The organism is Drouetiella sp. (assembly GCF_059504425.1).
Genome location: NZ_JCACIN010000082.1, coordinates 1 through 21,116 on the forward strand (window position 1 = coordinate 1; position 21,116 = coordinate 21,116).

Here is a 21,116-nt window from a genome sequence, read left to right on the forward strand (position 1 = left end):
CACTTCCAAAAAACTATTGGGTTTTATTTTGTACACGATCCTTAGAACGAAGGACTGAGAGCTAGTCGCTTCAGTCCTTTGTTTGGCGATTAGCCCTTGAATTTACCGGGTGTGTCCGGAGCGCTTACGCCTGTCTTTGTCCAGTCGCAGGTGTAACCTTTGGTTTCAGCAACATACTGGTTCCAGGGCAGCGGATCGACGGGTTGAGCGGTTTCGTAGACAATACTGAATAACCCGTCATCCCTGACTTCCCCAATCCGCACAGTCTTGGAAATATGGTGGTTAGAATTCATCTTCACCGGCCCTTCTGGAGCAGCAAAGGCCTGACCGTAAGCAGCTTCCCGCACTTTCTCCAAATCGGTTGGCGTTCCAGCAGATCCCGCTTTTTCAACCGCCTGCTTCCAAATGTTGACCGAGATGTAGGCTGCTTCCATGGGGTCATTGGTGACTCGCTCTGCGCCATACTTGGCTTTGAACGCATCCACATACTTTTTGTTTTCGGGAGATTCTACCGTCTGGAAGTAATTCCACGCCGCATACTGCCCCTTGAGGAAGTCTACACCGATCGCCTTAACTTCTTCTTCGGCAATACTCACAGACATGACAGGATACTTATCGACCGTCAAGCCCGCGCCCTGCATTTGCTTGAAGAATGCAACGTTACTGTCACCGTTTAGGGTGTTGTAGATTACCCCACCGTTGGGCAGCGCCGAACGAATTTTTGCGATGATAGCCGCAACTTCGGTATTGCCGAGAGGCAGATAGTCTTCGCCTACGGTTTTGCCACCCTTGGCCGCTAGCTGTGCCTTGATGATGGTGTTAGCGGTACGAGGGAAAACGTAGTCAGAACCCACGAGGTAGAAATCTTTACCCTTGTTTTCCAGCAGCCAATCTACAGATGGCTCAATTTGCTGGTTGGGCGCGGCACCTGTGTAGAAAATATTTTTGGAGCATTCTTGACCCTCATACTGCACTGGGTAGTACAACATGTGATTCTTCTCTTCAAACACAGGCAGTACAGCTTTACGGCTAGCCGAAGTCCAGCAGCCAAAGATCACGACGACCTGATCTTCATCAATCAACTTTTTGGCTTTTTCAGCAAAGGTAGGCCAATCAGAGTTGCCGTCTTCCAAAATCGCCTGAATTTGCTTGCCGCCGATGCCGCCTGCGCTGTTGATTTCTTCGATCGCCAATTGCGTCGAGTCCACCACGCTCTTCTCGGAGATCGCCATCGTGCCGCTAAGAGAATGCAGAATGCCGACCTTAATCACATCGCCAGCCGCCGCTGCTGGAGAGGCAGAAGCATCAGAACTTGCTGCGCTAGCCGCAGGAGACTCGCTGGTGGTGGGGCTACTGGCACAGGCCTTGAGTAGAATACTCGTTCCCAAGGTAGCAGAACCATACAGCAGAAACTTACGCCGACCAAATTGCCTATTCATCTTAAAAATTACACACTCCTCATAGAGGGAAAACTATTTGCCACATCACGCTTTTGCGATGTTAGAACCTGAGCAGGGTGCTAGTTGTAGCCTTAGATACAACTGCACAGCTAGTCTACTGCCAGGGATAGATGATCTTTTTTAAGTTTTATGAACCCGCAGAAAATAGCAGTCTATTTATGGGAAGCAAGCTGTGGAGAGACAGGCTTGCCCATATCAGGCTTGCCCATATGCAGAGCGATCAGGTTAATCACGGTTTCCAACCCCTGCTGAGTCTTGAGGTTGGTAAAGACGAAGGGTTTGCTGCCCCGCATCTTTGCAGCATCTCGCTCCATTACGCCTAAATCTGCACCGACCAGGGGCGCCAAGTCAATTTTGTTGATCACCAGCAGATCAGATTTGGTGATGCCGGGGCCGCCCTTGCGGGGAATTTTGTCTCCTGCCGCAACGTCAATCACATAGATCGTTAAATCTACGAGTTCTGGACTGAAGGTAGAGGCTAGATTATCGCCGCCACTTTCTACAAAAACGAGATCCAGCGGATAAAATTTCTGCTCTAGCTGCTCGATCGCCACTAAATTAATCGAGGCATCTTCCCGAATTGCCGTGTGCGGACAGCCACCCGTCTCAACTCCCACAATGCGATCGCGCTCCAAAGCTTGACTCCGCACTAAGAACTGCGCGTCTTCTTGGGTGTAAATATCATTCGTCACCACCGCAAGATTAAACTGCTGCCGCAGCGCTTTGCAAAGCGCATCAACGAGGGCAGTCTTTCCAGAACCTACAGGGCCTGCAATTCCAACGCGAAAGGTTTGCATAATTTTCTCCGGTTCGGCGGCTAGTCAAAGGTAACTATAAGGTGTATGGTCTGAACTTTTGCTTGGAAACAAAAGTCTATACTCCTGCGTCCAGTTTCTCAGGTGGACATGATTTAGACCTTGAGAAACGGGAATCATCAGGGATTAGCGTGTATCCCCAAAGGACATCCAACAAACTGGGTCAGACACTTCTTTCCCAACCCAAAATTCAGACTTTACTGCAAATAACACCCTTAAAGTAGTTGAGAATACTATGAACGCTTTAGACTGCCTTTTTACACCTTACACTACCTTAGTTCTTCATCTTGAAGCAATTTTCATCGCTCTATTCGATTGCCTAGAAGAGCGGGGTAGCGGTAGAAAGCCTGGCCGTTTCGATGAGCGTGGCAGCGGCAGAGTTCGTCCTATTTTCGCAGGAGCCTAACTGCGAAACAACCTTGAATAAAGCGTTTCATGATTCATACTGGCGATCGCTAACCCCCAACCACAGTTTCCAAAATCCTCCTCTTTTTGTTGTAGAATTGCATCTACCGCTTTTTCCATCTGTGGATATAAATTGAGTAACAGGTGTTGTCCTTGAGTTTGTCCTAATGGAATCAATCGCACTCCTGCATTGACTAAGTTTGCGATCCAGCTATGCAAGTATCCTAAAAGAGCCGTATGGGAATCAATCTGCCAGTGGTGAGCAGCAATTGCAAAAGCGATCGCAAAGTTGCAGGGTTCTCCACAAGATGAAATGACAGGCTGGAGTTCCGGCTGGAGGGACAGCAAAAGCCGAGTGAGCGATCGCCCCATCTGCCAGCTTTGTTCTCGCATTTCTTCGGTTTCTCTCAAGGCGGATAGCCAGTCGTTCCAGTCGCTCAAAGTTTTAGCCCTAGCACTCTCAACAGCCGTGTTGCTCTCAACAGCCGTATTACACTCAACAGCCCTGTAAGCTCTGAGCAGCGCCGTTGCCTCTAGCCGAATAGTACCATAGCGCAACTCCTGCGTCAGCCAATCTTCTAAGCTAATGGGATCTGTCACCGTTCCGCTCTGCACCATTGTCTCTAGCCCTTCCGAATAGCTATAGGCTCCGACAGGTAGTGCCGGACTGACCAATTGCAGCAATCGTAGCAAGGCTTGAGGTTGAGTCATGGAGTCGAGCGTCTAGTGGGGGTGCGAATGTGAGCGATCCTGTGCATGATCCTGTGCATGGCTCTGCTCCTGATAAGCCCCTGCTTCGGGCTGGAAAGGGAGCGTTGCTTCCGTAACCTGAAGCCCCATCTGAATCAGCATTGATCCTAAGACAGAATCGGTTGAAAGCCGCAGATACTCAACGGCAACTTCTAGAGGCACATGGCGATTGCCTAAATGGTAGGCAGCTCGGAGCAGCTCTAGGGGCGTATGGGCCGTTATAGTCATCACGGGTTCTGGTTTAGCGATGACACGAACCATCGTTTCCCTATCCTCAGAGATCAGTAGATCTCCATGGTGCAGAACTGTACCTCTGGCCAATTGCAGATGAACACCCTGCCCTTGATCCGTATGGAAATGATGATGCGATCGCGTTCTTTCTTCAGCCGTCAAAGAAAGGGTGAGGTGGGCAACAATTAACGGATCGGCAGGAAGTCGATGAGTGAATACCAAGGGCTGTACTTTAAAACAATAAAGGTAACTCTAGAACCTTACCAAACCCTTCGCTATCTTGGGAAACACTTGCCAAAGGCAAGCAGTAAAGGCAGTGAACCTTGCAGGCGGATTTTTCGTCGCAGGATCGCCCAAACAATATTCTGTTCTTTCGCCAGAAACTTTAGCCAGGTTTGACTGTCAGCCGTAATCATGAGACTAGCCGTACCCACATGACCCGCTTCAACTTGCAGGCTTTGATTGCGAATTACAACCGTGGCTTTATCTACTTCAGCCCCCACAGAATTGAAAGGGTAGATGGCATCTAGCCCTTTCGCTCGACCCCGCTCAAATGTCAGGGGCATTCCTCGCAAAAAGTTACGAATTGAGGTTGGGGTTAAAGTATTGCCCACTCGTTTCACCTGCTTGTGAGGAAAACGTCGGCTCACATAGGCTTCAGCGTCGGATTCTGGTAAGCCCTGAGCCAACTGGTTGATGGTTTGAGGAGTGGAAGAGCGATCGCCACTAGAATCGTAAACTGAGTAACCAGTACACCACTAGGCTGCAATGCTTGATCAAAAAACTGCGTCACAACCCGTGAGGCTTTTCGTAAGTTAAAGCAAGTACATGAGTCTGCAACTTTACTGAGCAAAGCTGAATTAATGAATGCTGACTGCGATTCCACAGCAAGAGTGTATGTACACCTATTTATCGTGTCAATCAAAAAAGTAGGGTGAGCATTGCCCACCCTACTCTAAAATTCAAACATTCAGCTCGGCGATTTACTCAGCCGCTTGAGGCAATAGCTCACGCTTTTCGCCTTGACGAACCTGCACCTGACCGTCATCATCGAGATCGACGATCGCAGTATCGCCATTCTTGACGCGACCAGAGAGGATTTCCTCTGCCAGCGAGTCTTCTAGAAGCCGCATGATGGCTCGACGCAGTGGACGTGCCCCATAGCTGGGGTTGTAGCCCTCTTCAATCAGACGATCGATGAAGCGATCGGTGACTTCCAGCGTGATACCCTGCTCGTCGAGACGACCAAAGACTTCCTTCAACAGAATTGTGGAAATCTGCTTGATCTCCTCCTTCTTCAGCTGACGGAAGACGATGATTTCGTCTAGACGGTTAAGGAACTCTGGACGGAAGTACTGCTTCAGCTCTTCGTTCACTAGAGACTTGATGCGGTTGTAGTTTGCTTCATCCACAGTGTCAGATGCGAAGTCAAAGCCCAAACCACCGCCTCCTTTCTCAATGACCTTAGAACCGATGTTGGAAGTCATGATCAGCAGCGTGTTCTTGAAATCTACCGTGCGTCCCTTGGCATCGGTCAGGCGACCATCTTCCAAGATTTGCAGCAGCATATTGAACACGTCAGGGTGCGCTTTCTCGATTTCGTCAAACAGCACAACCGTGTAAGGACGACGACGCACTGCCTCAGTCAGCTGACCCCCTTCGTTGTAGCCCACATAGCCCGGAGGCGAACCAATCAGCTTAGAAACCGTGTGGCGCTCCATGAACTCAGACATGTCCAGACGAATCATCGCCTCTTCAGAGCCAAAGAAGTAGGTCGCCAATGTCTTCGCCAATTCAGTCTTACCAACCCCGGTTGGACCAGAGAAGATAAAGCTAGCGATCGGACGGTTGGGATTCTTCAATCCCACACGAGCACGGCGGATGGCGCGAGAAATCGCCTTAACGGCTTCTTCTTGCCCCACCATGCGCTGGTGTAAGGTGTCTTCCATGTGCAGCAGCTTCTCAGACTCAGACTCGGTGAGTTTGTTCACCGGAATGCCAGTCCAAGACGCAACAATCTGAGCGATGTCTTCCTCAGTGACGACTGGAGAATCTTCAGTTCCGTCAGCAGATTCTGCTTTCTTGTTCTGAGCGATCGCCCGAATCTCTGCCTTAATTTCCATTTCCCGATCGCGCAGTTCACCCGCCCGATCAAAGTCCTGGGAACGAACCGCGTCGTCTTTATCCTTAAGAACCTGACGCAGTTCCCGATCCAGCTCTTTCGCTGCCGGGGGCAACTGAGAGTTGATCAAACGAACCCGCGAACCCGCTTCGTCCATCAAATCGATCGCCTTGTCGGGCAAGAATCGATCGGAGATGTAGCGATCGGCTAGCGTAGCCGCAGCTTCTAAAGCTTCATCTAAGATCTTCAATTTGTGGTGCTGTTCATAGCGTTCGCGCAAACCGTGCAGAATCTCAATGGTTTCTGGAACGGTTGGCTCACCCACCATAACGGGCTGGAATCGTCGCTCTAGAGCGGCATCGCGTTCGATGTGCTTGCGATACTCATCTAGCGTCGTTGCGCCAATACATTGCAGCTCTCCTCTTGCCAGAGCTGGCTTGAGGATGTTTGCAGCATCGATCGCTCCTTCGGCAGCACCCGCACCAATCAGGGTATGAACTTCGTCGATCACCAGAATGACGTTTCCGGCCTGACGAATTTCATCCATGATCTTCTTGAGGCGCTCTTCAAACTCGCCTCGATACTTCGTACCCGCAACCAGTAAGCCGATGTCCAGCGTCACAACGCGCTTGTCTTCCAAGATATCCGGGATATCGTTGTTCGAGATGCGCTGTGCCAGACCCTCGGCGATCGCGGTTTTACCCACCCCAGGCTCACCAATCAGAACAGGATTGTTCTTGGTGCGACGACCCAGGATTTGGATCACCCGCTCAATTTCCTTCTGGCGACCGACCACGGGGTCGAGTTTGCCATCGGCAGCCATTTGGGTCAGGTTAGAACCAAATTCGTCCAGAGTCGGAGTCTTTGTCCGTCCTTGACCACCACCCGCAGAAACCTCAGCAGTTTCACCCAACATCCGGATCACCTGAGTACGAACCTTAGAGAGGTCAACACCCAAGTTTTCCAGCACCCGAGCCGCTACGCCTTCTCCTTCACGGATTAGACCAAGCAGCAAATGCTCTGTGCCGATGTAGTTGTGTCCGAGCTGACGAGCTTCTTCAAGAGATAGCTCCAAAACCCGCTTAGCTCTGGGCGTGAATGGAATTTCGACAGCGACGAAACCTGATCCCCGACCGATAATTTTCTCCACCTCAATCCGGGCATCTTTGAGGTTGACACCCATGGATTTCAGCACCTTGGCGGCGACGCCGGTCCCTTCTCCAATCAGACCCAAGAGGATCTGCTCTGTTCCCACAAAATTGTGCCCCAGGCGACGAGCTTCCTCCTGGGCAAGCATAATCACCTTAATGGCTTTCTCAGTGAAGCGTTCAAACATGGCGTTACCGTACCACTTGGCGAACCGTTGAACTGATTTTAGCATAGGAAAATCACCCAACTGTTACGAGCAAACAGTGAGTTAGGGTGGTGATTACCGAAGATCAGCAAAATTACATAGGAAATTCTTGGGGTCAAAGAAATTCCTGGGGATCAAAGCCAACCTTATTTCTCGAAGGAATTTTTTGGCTCCCAACCGATGATTTTTACGACAAGTTGGGGACGAAGTCAAGAGAAAATCATGAAATTGTTAAGTTTATATACTCATGTTCCGGATCGACTAAATTCAACTAACGAAGTAGTAGGGGACAAGCGTCCTTAGCCGACTGTGCCAAAAGAGCCTTTAAAGATTATCTGGGAAAGAGGTTAAGGATAGACCCAGTTTCTGGCAAAAACTCTCTTCATACGTTGCCAATTCCCAGTTCTTTGCAGCCTTAATTTGCGCTGGAGTAATGTACTCTGCGCCTCGAAAATCAGCGCCTTGCAGGTTAGCTCCATCCATCCTGGCATCTTGAAGTCTGGCGTTTTGCAGGTTTGCGTTTTGCAGGTTTGCCCCGCGCAAATCCGCCTTTCCAGCCCTTGCACCTGCAAGGGTGGCATCCTGAAGGTTGGCATTTCTCCAGTTGCTAAATCCGCCTATGATGGCTCGGCTCAGATTAGCTCCCTGTAAATTTGCGTCTTCAAGGTTACAATCCCACAACGAGGCATTTTCTAGCATTGCGCCGCGTAGGTCAGAGCCAGGAGCGATCCTGTAAGCTCTTGCTTGATGAGGATCAAATCCTTGGGGAAAGCGCGTTGTCTCGTCATACAGTGCATGTCTAAACCAGACTTCATGGAAACTAGCGCCCCAAAAATCTGCTCCGAACAGACGCGATCGCTGCAAATAAACCGTGTTGAGCTTAGCATTGCGAAAGTTGGCTCGGCTCAGATCTGCCAATGTGAAAGAGCAGACTTCTAAATCAGCGTTTTCTAGGTTGATCTCTGCTAGATTTGCTCCTCCAACACTTATATCTCTGAGCTTGACCGAGTTTCCGACTTCATCTGCTTCTTTTGCCAATCTCTCTATTGCGATCCGCAGGGCGCTGCTAAAGAATCGACCGTCATCGCCTTTGCCCACTGCTCTTGCTGCATCAATAGCTTGCCAATATTCAAACTGCCTGCGCTGCGAATCTTCTAGAACTCTCCGCTCCCATTTTGGAATCGCTCTTAAGAAGGTGATAACAACCGCTAGAACTCCCAGTTTTCCGAGCGCATCTAGCACCTTAATGAAAGGTGAATTGGTCAGAAGTAGCGCAAGCTGATTGGAAAATAAAAATATGACACTCAACGCGATCGCGATCGCCACCCAAATCTGCCACTCCTCGCGAAAGGTTTCCCAGAAAAGTTCAGTGATTTTACGTTTGGGCTGCTTTTTAGTCATGCTGTCCTATAGCTAAACCTGAGCCAACTGCCAACTGCCAGCCCGATCGCCTTAACTGTTGGCTTATCGTCTCTTCCCATCCTCTTAATGTCTGAGGAAATTCTGGATGCTGCAATCCCTTTCGCCACAAAATCAGCGCGTCTTCGCTCTGATCGCCCTCTTGATAGTAGTTGCGGCGTTTACCCACTTCCTGAAAGCCAAATTTTTGGTAGAGAGCGATCGCTCCCACATTCGAGATTCTAACCTCCAGGGTTGCCCATTCCAACCCGCGCAGATGGGCTGAGGTTAAGAGCGCACAGAGCATCGCTTGCCCCAAACCCTGCCGCTGGTATTGGGGATCGATCGCCAGCACGGTAATATGCGCCTCCTCTAAAATTGCCCAGAGGCAGGCAATGCCAACCAAGGGCTGAGCACCTCGTTTGCACTGCGGCAGCAAAACTAATAAATCGCTGTTAGGACTATCTAGCTCTCGCTGGTAGCCTTCTAGCGTCCAGAGTCCGCCAAGGCATTGCCGATCCAGGGCAACAGCTTGCGGTAAGCGATCGGCAGTGAGGGGAGTGAGCGCCAGAAAATTCACAGAAGCCTTAGAAAGATAAGTCGGAGATAGACAGCCCTCAATTGTACACTGGGTATATCGTTCTCGTGGAATCGCGCGATCGCGCCCCCATTTCCTTGAGATATCTGACTGAAAAGGACAACGAATTCTCATGGTATCGACTCCAGCCCTGGTGACATCAGGTTGCCAGTATCTGCCCACTCCAGCTACCGACCACCCTTCCCCCAATCAATTTTTGCTGCCCCTTACGGCAAAGCTCAATCGTCACGATCATCTTGAGGTGGGTGGCTGTGATGTAGTCGATTTAGTTTCACAGTTTGGCTCACCGCTCTACGTCTTAGACGAAGAGACGCTGAGAACTGCCTGTCGCCAGTATCGTCAGGCGTTTCAGCGCTACTATCCAGGCGAATCGCTAGTCATTTACGCCTCCAAAGCCTGGAACTGTACGGCGGTCTGCGCGATCGTCGCCAGCGAAGGCTTAGGAATTGACGTGGTTTCGGGGGGCGAACTCTACACGGCGCTTCAGGCGGGGCTAAATCCTGAGACTATCTACCTGCACGGCAACAATAAGTCGCTGAGCGAATTGAAGTTTGCGATCGAGCAAGGCTGCACGATCGTTGTAGACAATTGGTTTGAGCTGGAAACCCTAGCTGGATTAGATGCTGATCTGACGAGCGATCGACCCATTCGCATCATGCTGCGGCTAACTCCCGGAATTGAGTGTCACACCCACGACTACATCCGCACGGGCAGCATTGATAGTAAGTTTGGCTTTGACCCTCAGCAAATTGAAAAAGTCTACGAATTCATCAGCCAGCAGCCCGGTCTAGAATGCCTCGGTCTTCATGCCCACATCGGCTCACAGATTTTTGAGCTTCAGCCTCATCATGATTTGGGCGCGGTCATGGTGCAGTGGTTCCAAAAGGCAGCGCAGTATGGGTTGCCTGTTCAGCAGCTCGATATTGGCGGCGGGTTGGGCATTCGTTACACCGAGTCAGACGATCCGCCTAGCATTGATGAGTGGGTGAAAACGGTCTGTCTTGGCATTGTGCAAGCCTGCGAGAGTCAGGGACTGCCGCTCCCCAAGCTGATTGCCGAACCGGGGCGATCCCTGATCGGCTCTGCCTGCGTTACGGCATACACCATGGGCAGTCAAAAAGAGGTGCCTGGTATCCGCAGCTATGTGACAGTGGATGGCGGTATGTCGGACAACCCTCGCCCGATTACCTACCAGTCTACCTATCGGGCGATCGTGGCAAACCGCATGTTGGCGGAAACGAGCGAAACCGTAACGATCGCCGGGAAGCACTGCGAATCAGGCGATATCGTGATTAAAAACGCGCAACTTCCGAAAACTCAACCTGGGGATATCCTGGTAGTGATGGGAACAGGTGCGTATAACTACAGTATGGCTTCCAATTACAACCGTCTGGCTCGTCCGGCGGCGGTTGTGGTGCATGAAGGCGAGGCAAGCCTGATCCTAGAGCGTGAAACTTATCACGACTTAGTTCGTCAGGATCGTCTGCCAACCAGACTTGTAAGGCAAGAAGCAAACTCCGCTTCGGCTAATCAATAGGATGGAGGATGAGCGAGCGTAGCGGCTCCCTGAATCCTTTCAAAAGCGTCAATCCAGCGTCAATCTGATGGGATTTTTGTTAAACCAATGGCCGACAAACCTGGACTGGACGGGGTCATTGCGATCGTCTGAAATTGACGTTGGATGGATGTTAACCCTGGGTATCGCACAAGTTGAGCAGCGGCAGGCTGTGTTCCTATCGGCGATCGATATTGGGCTAGTGCTGCTGTTAACCTACATGATTCTCGTAATCATCGGTGAGCGGCGAACGCTCTGGATGGTGAGGGGATTGATTGTTTTAATGCTGGCGGCAGCCTTGAGTAACGTATTACAGCTCAAGCTGCTGAGCTTCGTGCTAGAAAAACTGGTGATTGGCTCGGCAGTCGCAATGGCGTTGATCCTTCAGGCAGAATTTCGCCGTCTGCTGGAGCAGTTGGGGCGGGGTGAGGTGATGACCCTGTTTCGATCGCCTCGTGAGGCTTTGCCAAAATCCGATAGTGTGACTGATGAAATTGTGGATGCAGTCAAAGAGCTGTCTCAAAACCGGACGGGTGCGCTGATGATTTTGGAAACCGATCGCCCTATTGATGAGCAGCGCGACTTTGCGGTTCCGGGTGTACGGCTCAATGCAGAAATTTCTAAAGAACTGCTGCAAACCATCTTTCAGACCTCTACACTGCTACATGATGGCGCTATATTTGTGCGGGGGTCGAGAGTCGTTTCGGCAGGTGTGATTTTACCCCTCTCAGAACGCACGGCTTCTCGACAGTTGGGGACTCGACATCGAGCGGCTATGGGCATCACAGAGCGGATTGAGAACTGTCTCTGTATTGTGGTTTCTGAGGAGACTGGATCAATTTCACTCGCCGAACGGGGAATACTAAATCGACCCTTAACCAGCAGTAAGCTGAGGGAATTGCTGCACGAACGCTTCTCTAAATCTGCCGATCGCGAGCCTGTTGCGCCGTTACGGAATCTGAGTCGGCAAATCGGTAGTAAAATGAGGGCGCTTTTTCCACATTTCCGCTCAAAATCATCTGCTTCTCGGGAGAAAAAATGACCGCAAACCCCTCTGTCTTGTTGCGATTACCTGCTGACTTACAGCCCGATCGCTTGCCTAAACATGTAGCCGTCATTATGGACGGCAATGGTCGATGGGCAAAAAAGCAGGGTATTCCTCGGATCATGGGACATCGGCGCGGCGTGGATACGCTAAAAGATATTCTACGCTGCTGCAAAGATTGGGGGATTGGAGCGCTAACAGCCTATGCCTTCTCAACAGAGAACTGGGGACGACCGCTCGAAGAAGTTGATTTTTTGATGACGCTGTTCGAGCGGGTCTTGCGTCAAGAGCTACGTGAGATGATGAAAGAAAATGTGCGCATTCAGTTTGTCGGCAATTTGAATGCTCTGCCGAAATCGCTTCAGGTAGAAATTGAGCGATCGATGGAGGAAACTCGCCACAATACGGGCATTCAGTTCAGCGTTGCCACCAACTACGGGGGTCGGCAGGAAATTATTCAGGCTTGTCGGGCGATCGCGACCCAAGTGCAGCAAGGTCTGCTTCAACCCCACGAAATCAACGAAACCTTATTTGCCCAGCACCTCTACACGGCTGATGTTTGCGACCCCGATTTGATGATTCGCACAAGCGGCGAGATGAGAATCAGCAACTTTTTGCTGTGGCAAGCAGCCTATGCTGAACTATACGTCACGGATACACTATGGCCCGACTTTAACCGAGAAGCGTTTCACCGAGCTTTGATTTCTTACCAAAAGCGCGATCGCAGGTTCGGAAAAGTCTAGAGGCGGGAAGATCTAGATATAAAAAGGCTTAGAAGCAGGAAAGTTCAGAGAGCTTTAGGGTCCTGAAAAAATCGCTTCGTCCAGATCTCTGCGGCTGAGGGAATATTTGAACGATCGCTGCAAGTCTCGCCCCTCTTCCCCCGCACCCACATAGCGAACGGTAAGAGCATCGACCTCCATCCAGATATCAGCTTTCCAGGTCGAGAGCTGCACATGCCAGCAGTGCAAATTCTCCTCATCTTGCTCACACCCCTTAGAGCGCAGCCACTGCTCAATCTCAGGTAGGGGATGATTATAGAGCGGAGTGTCGGCTGAGGGAAGATGCATAGCTCAGGAGCAATCTGTAAGTGATGAGGTGGCTAATGAATTATTAGATTTTTGTAATATACCTTCATTATAATTCATTACGGTTCGCGGGTTGAGATCTCTCGCCAGCCGCAGTTCAAAGGCTCACAGAATCAGGATCGCTGCACTGCAAGGCTTGTTCACTGCAAGGACAAGCAGCGAACAAGCCTAACTCGTCTGAGGCAACCGCCAGAATACCTCTAAGCCTTCTTTAACCAGCTAAACATGGCGCGTAGATCCTTGCCCACTTCCTCAATTTTATGTTCAGCTTCGCGACGACGCATGGCGGTAAACCCTGCCTTGCCTGACATATTTTCCAGCACAAACTCACGGGCAAACTGTCCTGATTGAATTTCACCCAAGATTTTCTTCATCTCGGCACGGGTGTCGTCGGTGACGATACGTGGGCCACGTGTCAGGTCGCCGTATTCTGCGGTGTTAGAAATACTGTCGCGCATGGTTGCCAAGCCGCCCTCAACGATCAAGTCTACAATCAGCTTCACTTCATGCAAGCACTCGAAGTATGCCAGTTCAGGCTGATATCCCGCGTCTACCAAAGTTTCAAAGCCCGCCTTGATTAAAGCAGACAGACCACCGCACAGCACCACCTGTTCACCAAACAGATCGGTTTCAGTCTCTTCGCGGAAGGTCGTTTCCAAAATGCCCGCACGAGTGCCGCCAATGCCTTTTGCATATGCCATGGCGCGATCGCGTCCCTGACCTGAAGCATCTTGAAACACCGCAAACAGGCAAGGCACCCCTTCGCCCTGGGTGTAAGTCCGGCGTACCAAATGTCCTGGGCCTTTGGGAGCCACCATGACCACATCAACATTAGACGGCGGCACAATCTGAGAAAAGTGGATGTTGAAGCCATGGGCGAATGCCAGCACATTGCCATCCTTCAAGTTTGGCTCAATCTCGCTCTTGTAAACGGTTTTCATTACTTCATCGGGCAGCAGAATCATGATGAAATCTGCTAAAGCAGAGGCATCAGCCACGGATTTCACCGTCAATCCTTCAGATTCAGCTTTAGAAGTCGATTTGCTACCGGGATATAGCCCCACAATCACATTGACTCCGCTGTCTTTCAAATTGAGGGCGTGAGCATGACCCTGAGAGCCATAGCCAATGATGGCGACCGTTTTCCCCGTTAAAAGATCTAAATTTGCATCCGTGTCATAGTACATCCGAGCCATGAGCTTTCTCCATCCAGCGATCGATTTATTGCCAAGCCTTTCATTGTACCAAAAAGGGCGTTGAGGCTCTGATCAAGAAAGCTCACTCTTTATATTTATAGGTAGTCCTCAAGAAGTAAGGATTTTTTGTTGCGTGGGCTTTGCTCACACCACAAAAAATCCTTACCTGCATACCACCTGTTTATGAAAGGTAATGCGGGAGTTAAATCTAGCGACCACCTGAAAGAAAAGGTTTCATTACTAGGAAGCCTGCCCCGAATGCGCTAACCACGATTAGCAAGATAGTGACAGTTAACCAAAGTCCGCTGAAATCTCTGGGAGATTTTGCATCTCTGCGATCGTAAGGTAAAGCAGGTTCTTCGGTAAATAGCTGCTCCGAGAAGTCAGAGGTGCGAAGCTTGGCAGCGATCGCCGATGCCGATGCCGCAGATGAGGGAGAAGCAGGCTGACGCAGAACCGATGGGGCAGCGTAGCTTGCATTAGCGCCTGCATTGAGAGGATCGACAGGCGGTGATTCAATCCAATGCTGCAAATTCACCCCTAGCTGCACAACACGCTCAACCTCCTTACGCAACTGCTGATTTTGCTGTGCTAGATGCTGATTTTTCGTGTTCAGCGATTCCAGCATGACGTGGGTGGCTTGCAGTTCAGCAGCAAGCTCTCGGTACACTGAGATCGGCACACTAGCGCCAGAGGTTGCTGCATTTGACCCGGCATCAGAATTTACGTTAGTTTTCATGGGGAAAAGTAAAAGGCGGTTGTGGTGCTTAGATTATTTGCCCTCAAGGATAGTTGAGTTTAGAAAAATTGACACCTGCAATTTTCTCATGTTCATATATCCCGCCTCACCCTGTCCTCCCTTGGGCATTGCCCAATCTGGGTATGAAATCCACAACGCATCTCCCTTGTCCCAATCTTGACTCGACATCGCATTACGTAATTGGGTTAGGACGAGTTATTTTTTGAGAGCCGCGCGACTTTCAAAAAATAACTCATTGGATCTAAGCGCGTAGCGCTGTAGAAACTGCGGATGCCATTTTGAATTTGGGCAGGATGATACATAATTGACGGAAAGGGAGGCTAGCTCAAGCAGACTTGTTTTCGTCCCCGCTAGCAGGTTTCAAATGCGTGAAGCAAAATGACGGCGGAAGAAGCAGTTGCTTTGTTAGATACCCTCTTACAACAAGAGCATCTGAACACCATTCAGGAGCAGATTTTCAGGGGCTGCTGGGAGGGCGAAACCTATGCTGACATGGCAGAACGCATGGGTTATGACGCAGGATACATCAAAGATACAGGCGCAAAGCTGTGGAAATTTCTTTCGGAAGCGCTAGGAGAGCGCGTTACAAAGAATAACGTTCAATCGGTCTTGAAACGGTCTGGGCGATCGGCTGTTTCTTCATCCCCTGTGCTTCCACCCGATCGACCTGAATCTGAACAGCCCGGTCAGCCTCTGAGTTTTTCTGCTCTGTCGAGTTCTGCTTTGCCGTTTCCTCAAATCAATTGGGGCGAAGCAATCGATGTCTCTACCTTCTACGGGCGTACTGTAGAGCTAGCGATCCTCAAGCGCTGGATTTTGGAGGAAGGTTGCCGATCGATCTCTATTCTAGGAATGGGTGGCATTGGCAAAACGGCGCTATCCGTGAAGCTAGCGGCAGAAATTGCTGAAGGGTCACAGGCTCAGCCTGTCCCGTCTGCTTCCTTTCAGTTCATTCTTTGGCGCACCCTACGCAATGCCCCGCCCGTTGAAGCGCTAGTAGCGGATTTGATTCGCGTGCTGTCGGGCGATCGCCTCAAAGAAGCCGATTTGCCCACTGATGCAGCAGGGCGGATATCGCGGCTCATGGAGTTTTTCCGGACATATCGCTGTTTAGTGGTGCTAGACAACGTAGAAACTGTTTTGCAGGCGGGCGAATATTCTGGCTATTTTCAGACCAAGCACCAGGGCTACGGTGAATTGTTGCGGCGGTTGGCACACACGGCTCACTTAAGCTGCTTGGTGCTGACTAGCCGCGAAAACCCTAGAGACTTGACGGCGTTGGAGGGGGAAACGCTGCCCGTGCGATCGCTCCGACTCAACGGTTTAGCGGGGGATGACTCTAAAGCCATCCTGCAAGCTAAAGGAACGTTTATCGGCACCGCTGCCGATTGGCAAACCCTAAGCGATCGCTATGCAGGAAATCCTTTGGCGCTGAAAATTGTCGCCAGCACCATCCAAGATCTCTTTGATGGCGACCTCTCAGAGTTTCTAACGCAGGGCGCTATGGTGTTTGACGACATCCGCAATCTGCTCGATCAGCAGTTCGAGCGCCTCTCGCGTCTAGAAAAAGACATGATGTACTGGCTGGCGATCGCCCGTGAGTCTGTCGCCTTAGCGGAACTCCAGGGCGATCTGATTGCCACACCCAAATCTAAGCTGATGGAGGCAATCGGTTCTCTGATGCGGCGATCGCTAATTGAGAAAATCGCCCAGCGCTACACGCAGCAGCCTGTCGTGATGGAGTATGTGACCGATCGATTAATTGAAACGGTGAACGATGAGATCGGCAGTGAGGGAAACGATGAGGCAACCAATTCCTCAACGCTCTTTCATACCCATGCGCTGCTGAAAGCCTCTGGGAAAGACTACATCCGCGATCGCCAAAGCCGCTTAATTCTGGAGCCGTTAATTGAAAAACTGCTGATGCAGTTTCGCTCAAAGCTGGGTGTAGAACAACGGCTCAATCAATGCTTGCAGCGTCTAAAGGCGGGCAGCCGATCGCCGGGATACGCAGGGGGCAATCTGCTGAATTTATTTCGGCAGTTGGGCACCGATCTCACAGGATATGACTTTTCTGGATTGACCCTTTGGCACGCCTACCTGCAAGATGTGACGCTGCATCGGGTTAGTTTTGCAGAAACTGATCTAGCAAAGTCAGTGTTTGCTCAGCCGTTAGGCAGCATGTTGTCGGTGGCCATCAGTCCAGACGGGCGGTTGCTGGCAGCCAGCGATGGCGATGGCGAAATTCGCATTTGGCAGATGCAGGATGGTCGCCAGCTTTTGACCTGTCGCGAACACACTTCCTGGGTAAAAGCGATCGCCTTTGCTCCTCCCTGTTCCCAAAATAGCCAGACCCTTGCCAGCAGCGGCGAAGATCAGATCATTCGCCTCTGGGACATGGACACAGGGCAGTGCTATCAGGATTTTCGAGGACATACAAACTGGGTGTGGGCGATCGCCTTTCACCCCAGCGGCGAACAGCTTGCCAGCGCTAGCGAAGACGGTACGGTGCGGCTCTGGAACATTGGAACTGGGGATTGTCTTCAGGTGTTGACAGACCCGACAGGAGGCGTTTGCGCCATTGCGTTTAGCCCCGATGGAGCAACAATTGCCAGCGGCGGAGACGATCGGGTGGTTCGGTTATGGAATTGGGAAACGGGCGAACTGAAAGCCCTGCTAGGACATACGCAGCGAATTCGATCGATCGCCTTTAGCCCCGACGGTCAGCTTTTAGCCAGCGGCGGTGATGATGCTCTCGTCAAAATTTGGCAGGTTCAGAGGGGCGAGTGTTGGCAAACCATCAACTGCGATCGCCGAGTGTGGACGCTGGCTTTCCCGCCGCCAGACAGCAGGGCGGGGCAGGGAAAAATCATTGGAACAGGCGGCGATGATCAGATGATCAAATTTTGGGATATCCAGACTCAAGACTGCCTCAAAACTTTTCAAGGGCACGATAGCCATGTTTGGGCGATCGCGTTTAGCCCCGATGGCGCAACGATTGTTAGCGGCAGCGACGACCAGACTCTAAAACTGTGGGAAGTCGAGACCGGACGCTGTGTGCGGACGTTTCAAGGCTACAACAACTGGATTTGGTCAGCTGCCTTCAGCCCCGATGGCGCAACGATTGTTAGCGGCAGTGAAGATGGTAAGGTAAGGCTCTGGGATGCCGACACCGGACGCTGTTGCCAAATCTTAGAAGGGCATCAAGGACGGGTCTGGACGGCAAGCTTTAGTCCCCAAGGGCAGATCGTGGCGAGCGGTGGCGATGACCAAACTATTCGCCTTTGGCACCGAGCAACCGGACGTTGCTTGAAAATCTTGAAAGAGCGATTGGGACAAATTCGCCGAGTCGAATTTAGCCCAGATGGCAGGCTATTAGCCACTAATAATGGGGATAATACCGTAAAAATCTGGGATGTTAGCCAAATCTATCGATCGCTGTCTAGCGACTCCAGTTCTTCCAACGTGCCGCTTTCTATACCGCGTTTGAGAACGCTAAAAGGACATGGAGGACGGATCTATGGAATTGCTTTTTTACTAGATAGCGATCGCCTGATTACGGGTAGCGAAGATCAAACTCTGCGGTTATGGGAGATCTCGACAGGTAACTGTTTACGAGTTTTTGAGGGACATAGCCGCTACGTTTTGTCAGTTGCCGCTAGTCCAAATGTGGCAAACCATCAGGAAATCAAAAGTCATAGGGCGGAGAATCAAGAATTAATCGCCAGCGGCAGCGACGACCAAACCATTCGCCTTTGGAATGTTCACACAGGTGAATGCTTGAGAGTCTTAGAAGGACAGCGCGGTTGGATTCAGACGATCGCTTTTAGTCCCGATGGTTCCCTCTTAGCCAGCGGCAGTACCGACCAAACGGTCAAACTTTGGCAGGTTTCGACTGGAACCTGTCTCAACACGCTAGAGGGACATAAGGAAGTGCGATCGGTCTCCTTTTCGCCAGACGGAAGGCAATTAGCAACGGGCAGCGAAGATGAGACGATCAAGCTTTGGGCAGTCCAAACAGGAGAATGCCTGAGAACGCTGAGAGCCGATCGTCCCTACGAGGGCATGAACATCACGGGTGCAACAGGGTTGACCGCAGCACAGCGCAGCGCCCTATTCGCCCTAGGCGCAGAAGATTTTGACGGGGCATGAATCAGTGCAGATCCAATGCAGCTCAGTGCAGATTCAGTGTAGACCAGTGCAGAGTTGTTCAAGTCCCTCTACGCCAATTCGCACCGATGCAAAGCCCTGCGCCGATCAGCGCCACAATTGCCAGAGCGATCGCTCCGTTAGGCGACAGCACTCCAGTACCCAAAGTGCCCAACATTAGACTACTTGCCGTTGCCACGCCTGCAAAAAATATGCCGATGCCCAAACCTGCCCGATCGGGTGGCACCTGTTCTAGGGCAAAAGGCAAAGTGCCGTTAAGAATCAGGCTGAAGCCGATGCCCAGCCCCAAGGCAACAATGACTGCGATCGCTGGGCTATAGACCAATATCATGCTTCCTAGAAACAGAGCGGTAATCACCACACCCAATAGCATCGTGTAGCTATTGCCCTGACGCACGGCAAGCTTACCCACAGGAATCGCGGCAATTGCCAATGAGATAAAGAGCAATCCCACCAGCAGAGGAGGCTGAACACCAGATTTGTCTAAAGCAATCTGGGCGAGAATTTTTGGAAAGGTTTCGATCGCCAGCCGCAGAGCAAGCGTTGAGGTTAGCCCCAGCCCAAACGACCTGGCAAGGGGGACAAGGGCGATCGGCTGCGCAGAATTAAAATATTCGGCAGGTTCGGAAGCCGCCAAGGTAATCGGATTCATCCAGCGCAGCCAAATCGCGCTCAGCAAAATCAGAATCGCCACACATGTAAAGGAAACCGTTGTTCCCAACTTGAGTACAGCAGGGCTGGCAAGGGGTGTAGCGGCAGCGGTCAACCCAAAGGCAAAAGTGAGCATACTGGCAGCCTGGGGCAACCGTAGGGTTGGGGCATAGCGCTTGAGCAATGCCAATGCCGGACTGCGAAAACAGCTCATGGCGATCGACCAAATCAGCAGTAAGCTGACCAGAATCCAGCGTGTGGTTGTATTTGGCTCAGCAAAAGCTAGGGCTGGAAGAATAACAAACAGAAGAGCCGTCAGCGCTACCCCAACCCCAATAATCGGAAATCGAGTGCCCCGATGCCGATTCGTGCGATCGGAAAATGCTCCTGCCAATGGCTCAACGGCGATCGACAGCAAAGCTTCTATTAACAGCAGCAGAGGAACGGCCTGTGCCGAAAATCCAAACTGGGTCATCTGTGCGGGTAAATGAACTCGATAGATCATCCAGCCCAATGCAAACATGGCGTATACCAACGCTAAGGCACAGACAGGTAACCACAGCGTTGGCTGCCGAAATTCGGAAACTTCAACCTGATTAAGAGTTCTCATAACTTCATGTATCCTACAATTTCTATGGAATTAATTTCTATGGAGCTAGTTTAGGGGGAGGGACGATCGTTTGGCTACTGAATTCCTGATGCCCTGAATTCCTGATGCCATTCCTAGCTAAGCTAACGCTGGAAATAGCTGATTCTGCCACAGACTATTCTTTCACCCTAGATTCTTTATCTGCCTTGAATATGATCGAAATAACGCGAGGTGCAAATTGTCTGAAAGTCTTGTAGGATGGGCATCTTGCCCGTCCAATTCTGGTCAGGAAAGATGCCTGCCTCATGGAGATCAAGAGCTTTAGGAAAAGAGTTGCACATCGCGTTAAATAAGTATCAGAAGAATCAATTACAAATGGATCTGTCTATGAATTCGCCCTCTACTCCAGAATCTAGCAAACCTTCTCTGGAAACAACCCCTTTGGAAGAAAAGTATGGCGAACGCCGCTTAGATGAAAAGTATGGCGAACGCCGCTTAGATGAAAAGTATGGCGAACGCCGCTTAGATGAAAAGTATGGCGAACGCCATATTGCCGAAGGTAAGTTAATTACATTTCCCAATCCCCGCATTGGACGGCGCTACACGATCGCCATTACACTGCCTGAATTTACCTGCAAATGTCCGTTTTCAGGCTACCCAGATTTTGCAACGATCGCCATTCACTACATTCCTGATCAAAAAGTAGTTGAGCTGAAGGCAATCAAGCTTTATATCAATAGCTACCGCGATCGCTATATTTCCCACGAAGAATCAGTGAATCAAATTTTGGATGACTTTGTTGCCGCTTGTGACCCGTTAGAGGTGACTATTAAGGGCGATTTTTTGCCGCGCGGCAATGTTCACACAATTGTGGAGGTGAGCCATCAGCAGCGCTAGCAGCACTCGCAAACATTCGTTATATTACGATT

General features: G+C 50.8%; 17 protein-coding genes. 5 read left to right on the plus strand and 12 right to left on the minus strand.

The genetic code is table 11. The features are described 5' to 3' along the window. Positions 1–89 precede the first annotated feature (89 nt). The 8 genes from urtA to rimI all read right to left on the minus strand — a co-directional run bounded on the left by urtA (position 90) and on the right by rimI (position 9,247). A complete protein-coding gene (urtA, locus tag AC5JMP_RS19300; protein WP_495853116.1) occupies positions 90–1,439 on the minus strand; it encodes an urea ABC transporter substrate-binding protein in 1,350 nt (449 codons plus the stop codon). Positions 1,440–1,612: 173 nt separating this feature from the next. After that, on the minus strand, positions 1,613–2,257 hold the full coding sequence (gene ureG / locus AC5JMP_RS19305; RefSeq protein WP_495853117.1) for an urease accessory protein UreG: 645 nt from the start codon (positions 2,255–2,257) through the stop codon (positions 1,613–1,615). A gap of 420 nt (positions 2,258–2,677) precedes the next feature. After that, a complete protein-coding gene (locus AC5JMP_RS19310) occupies positions 2,678–3,391 on the minus strand; it encodes an urease accessory protein UreF (RefSeq protein ID WP_495853118.1) in 714 nt (237 codons plus the stop codon). 12 nt (positions 3,392–3,403) lie between these two features. After that, positions 3,404–3,883, minus strand: a complete 480-nt coding sequence (gene ureE, locus AC5JMP_RS19315) for an urease accessory protein UreE (RefSeq protein WP_495853119.1) — start codon at positions 3,881–3,883, stop codon at positions 3,404–3,406. A gap of 53 nt (positions 3,884–3,936) precedes the next feature. Next, complete coding sequence (locus AC5JMP_RS19320) at positions 3,937–4,350, minus strand: SCP2 sterol-binding domain-containing protein (RefSeq protein ID WP_495853120.1); 414 nt, start codon at positions 4,348–4,350, stop codon at positions 3,937–3,939. A 294-nt stretch (positions 4,351–4,644) separates the two neighbouring features. Further along, positions 4,645–7,119 carry an ATP-dependent Clp protease ATP-binding subunit gene (locus AC5JMP_RS19325; protein WP_495853137.1) on the minus strand — a complete coding sequence of 825 codons (2,475 nt, stop codon included), beginning with the start codon at positions 7,117–7,119 and terminating at the stop codon, positions 4,645–4,647. Between the two features lie 342 nt (positions 7,120–7,461). Next, positions 7,462–8,538, minus strand: coding sequence for a pentapeptide repeat-containing protein (locus AC5JMP_RS19330; RefSeq protein ID WP_495853121.1), 1,077 nt, complete (start codon positions 8,536–8,538; stop codon positions 7,462–7,464). Further along, on the minus strand, positions 8,531–9,247 hold the full coding sequence (gene rimI / locus AC5JMP_RS19335) for a ribosomal protein S18-alanine N-acetyltransferase (protein ID WP_495853122.1): 717 nt from the start codon (positions 9,245–9,247) through the stop codon (positions 8,531–8,533). The genes AC5JMP_RS19330 and rimI overlap by 8 nt, the downstream gene beginning before the upstream one ends. Here rimI and lysA point away from each other — a divergent pair. From lysA to uppS, 3 genes are all read left to right on the plus strand, one after another. Next, complete coding sequence (gene lysA / locus AC5JMP_RS19340; protein ID WP_495853123.1) at positions 9,246–10,670, plus strand: diaminopimelate decarboxylase; 1,425 nt, start codon at positions 9,246–9,248, stop codon at positions 10,668–10,670. The genes rimI and lysA overlap by 2 nt on opposite strands. Positions 10,671–10,818: 148 nt before the next feature. Beyond that, complete coding sequence (gene cdaA, locus AC5JMP_RS19345) at positions 10,819–11,730, plus strand: diadenylate cyclase CdaA (RefSeq protein WP_495853138.1); 912 nt, start codon at positions 10,819–10,821, stop codon at positions 11,728–11,730. Then, entirely contained in the window at positions 11,727–12,476 is a 750-nt protein-coding gene (uppS, locus tag AC5JMP_RS19350) for an undecaprenyl pyrophosphate synthase (protein WP_495853124.1), read from the plus strand. The genes cdaA and uppS overlap by 4 nt, the downstream gene beginning before the upstream one ends. Positions 12,477–12,530: 54 nt before the next feature. Here the strand turns inward: uppS and AC5JMP_RS19355 are convergent, their stop codons facing one another. The 3 genes from AC5JMP_RS19355 to AC5JMP_RS19365 all read right to left on the minus strand — a co-directional run bounded on the left by AC5JMP_RS19355 (position 12,531) and on the right by AC5JMP_RS19365 (position 14,756). Beyond that, on the minus strand, positions 12,531–12,803 hold the full coding sequence (locus AC5JMP_RS19355) for a DUF3143 domain-containing protein (RefSeq protein ID WP_495853125.1): 273 nt from the start codon (positions 12,801–12,803) through the stop codon (positions 12,531–12,533). Between the two features lie 218 nt (positions 12,804–13,021). Further along, on the minus strand, positions 13,022–14,017 hold the full coding sequence (gene ilvC / locus AC5JMP_RS19360) for a ketol-acid reductoisomerase (RefSeq protein WP_495853126.1): 996 nt from the start codon (positions 14,015–14,017) through the stop codon (positions 13,022–13,024). A gap of 208 nt (positions 14,018–14,225) precedes the next feature. Continuing rightward, positions 14,226–14,756 carry a hypothetical protein gene (locus AC5JMP_RS19365; protein WP_495853127.1) on the minus strand — a complete coding sequence of 177 codons (531 nt, stop codon included), beginning with the start codon at positions 14,754–14,756 and terminating at the stop codon, positions 14,226–14,228. A 399-nt stretch (positions 14,757–15,155) separates the two neighbouring features. Here AC5JMP_RS19365 and AC5JMP_RS19370 point away from each other — a divergent pair, with 399 nt between their 5' ends. After that, complete coding sequence (locus AC5JMP_RS19370) at positions 15,156–18,929, plus strand: WD40 domain-containing protein (RefSeq protein ID WP_495853128.1); 3,774 nt, start codon at positions 15,156–15,158, stop codon at positions 18,927–18,929. 58 nt (positions 18,930–18,987) lie between these two features. Here AC5JMP_RS19370 and AC5JMP_RS19375 read toward each other — a convergent pair whose 3' ends face one another. Then, positions 18,988–20,208, minus strand: coding sequence for an MFS transporter (locus AC5JMP_RS19375; RefSeq protein ID WP_495853129.1), 1,221 nt, complete (start codon positions 20,206–20,208; stop codon positions 18,988–18,990). 366 nt (positions 20,209–20,574) lie between these two features. Here AC5JMP_RS19375 and queF point away from each other — a divergent pair, with 366 nt between their 5' ends. Next, the gene (gene queF / locus AC5JMP_RS19380; protein WP_495853130.1) at positions 20,575–21,084 is read left to right on the plus strand and encodes a preQ(1) synthase; all 510 of its coding nucleotides are present in this window, start codon (positions 20,575–20,577) and stop codon (positions 21,082–21,084) included. The last annotated feature ends 32 nt before the right edge of the window (positions 21,085–21,116 follow it).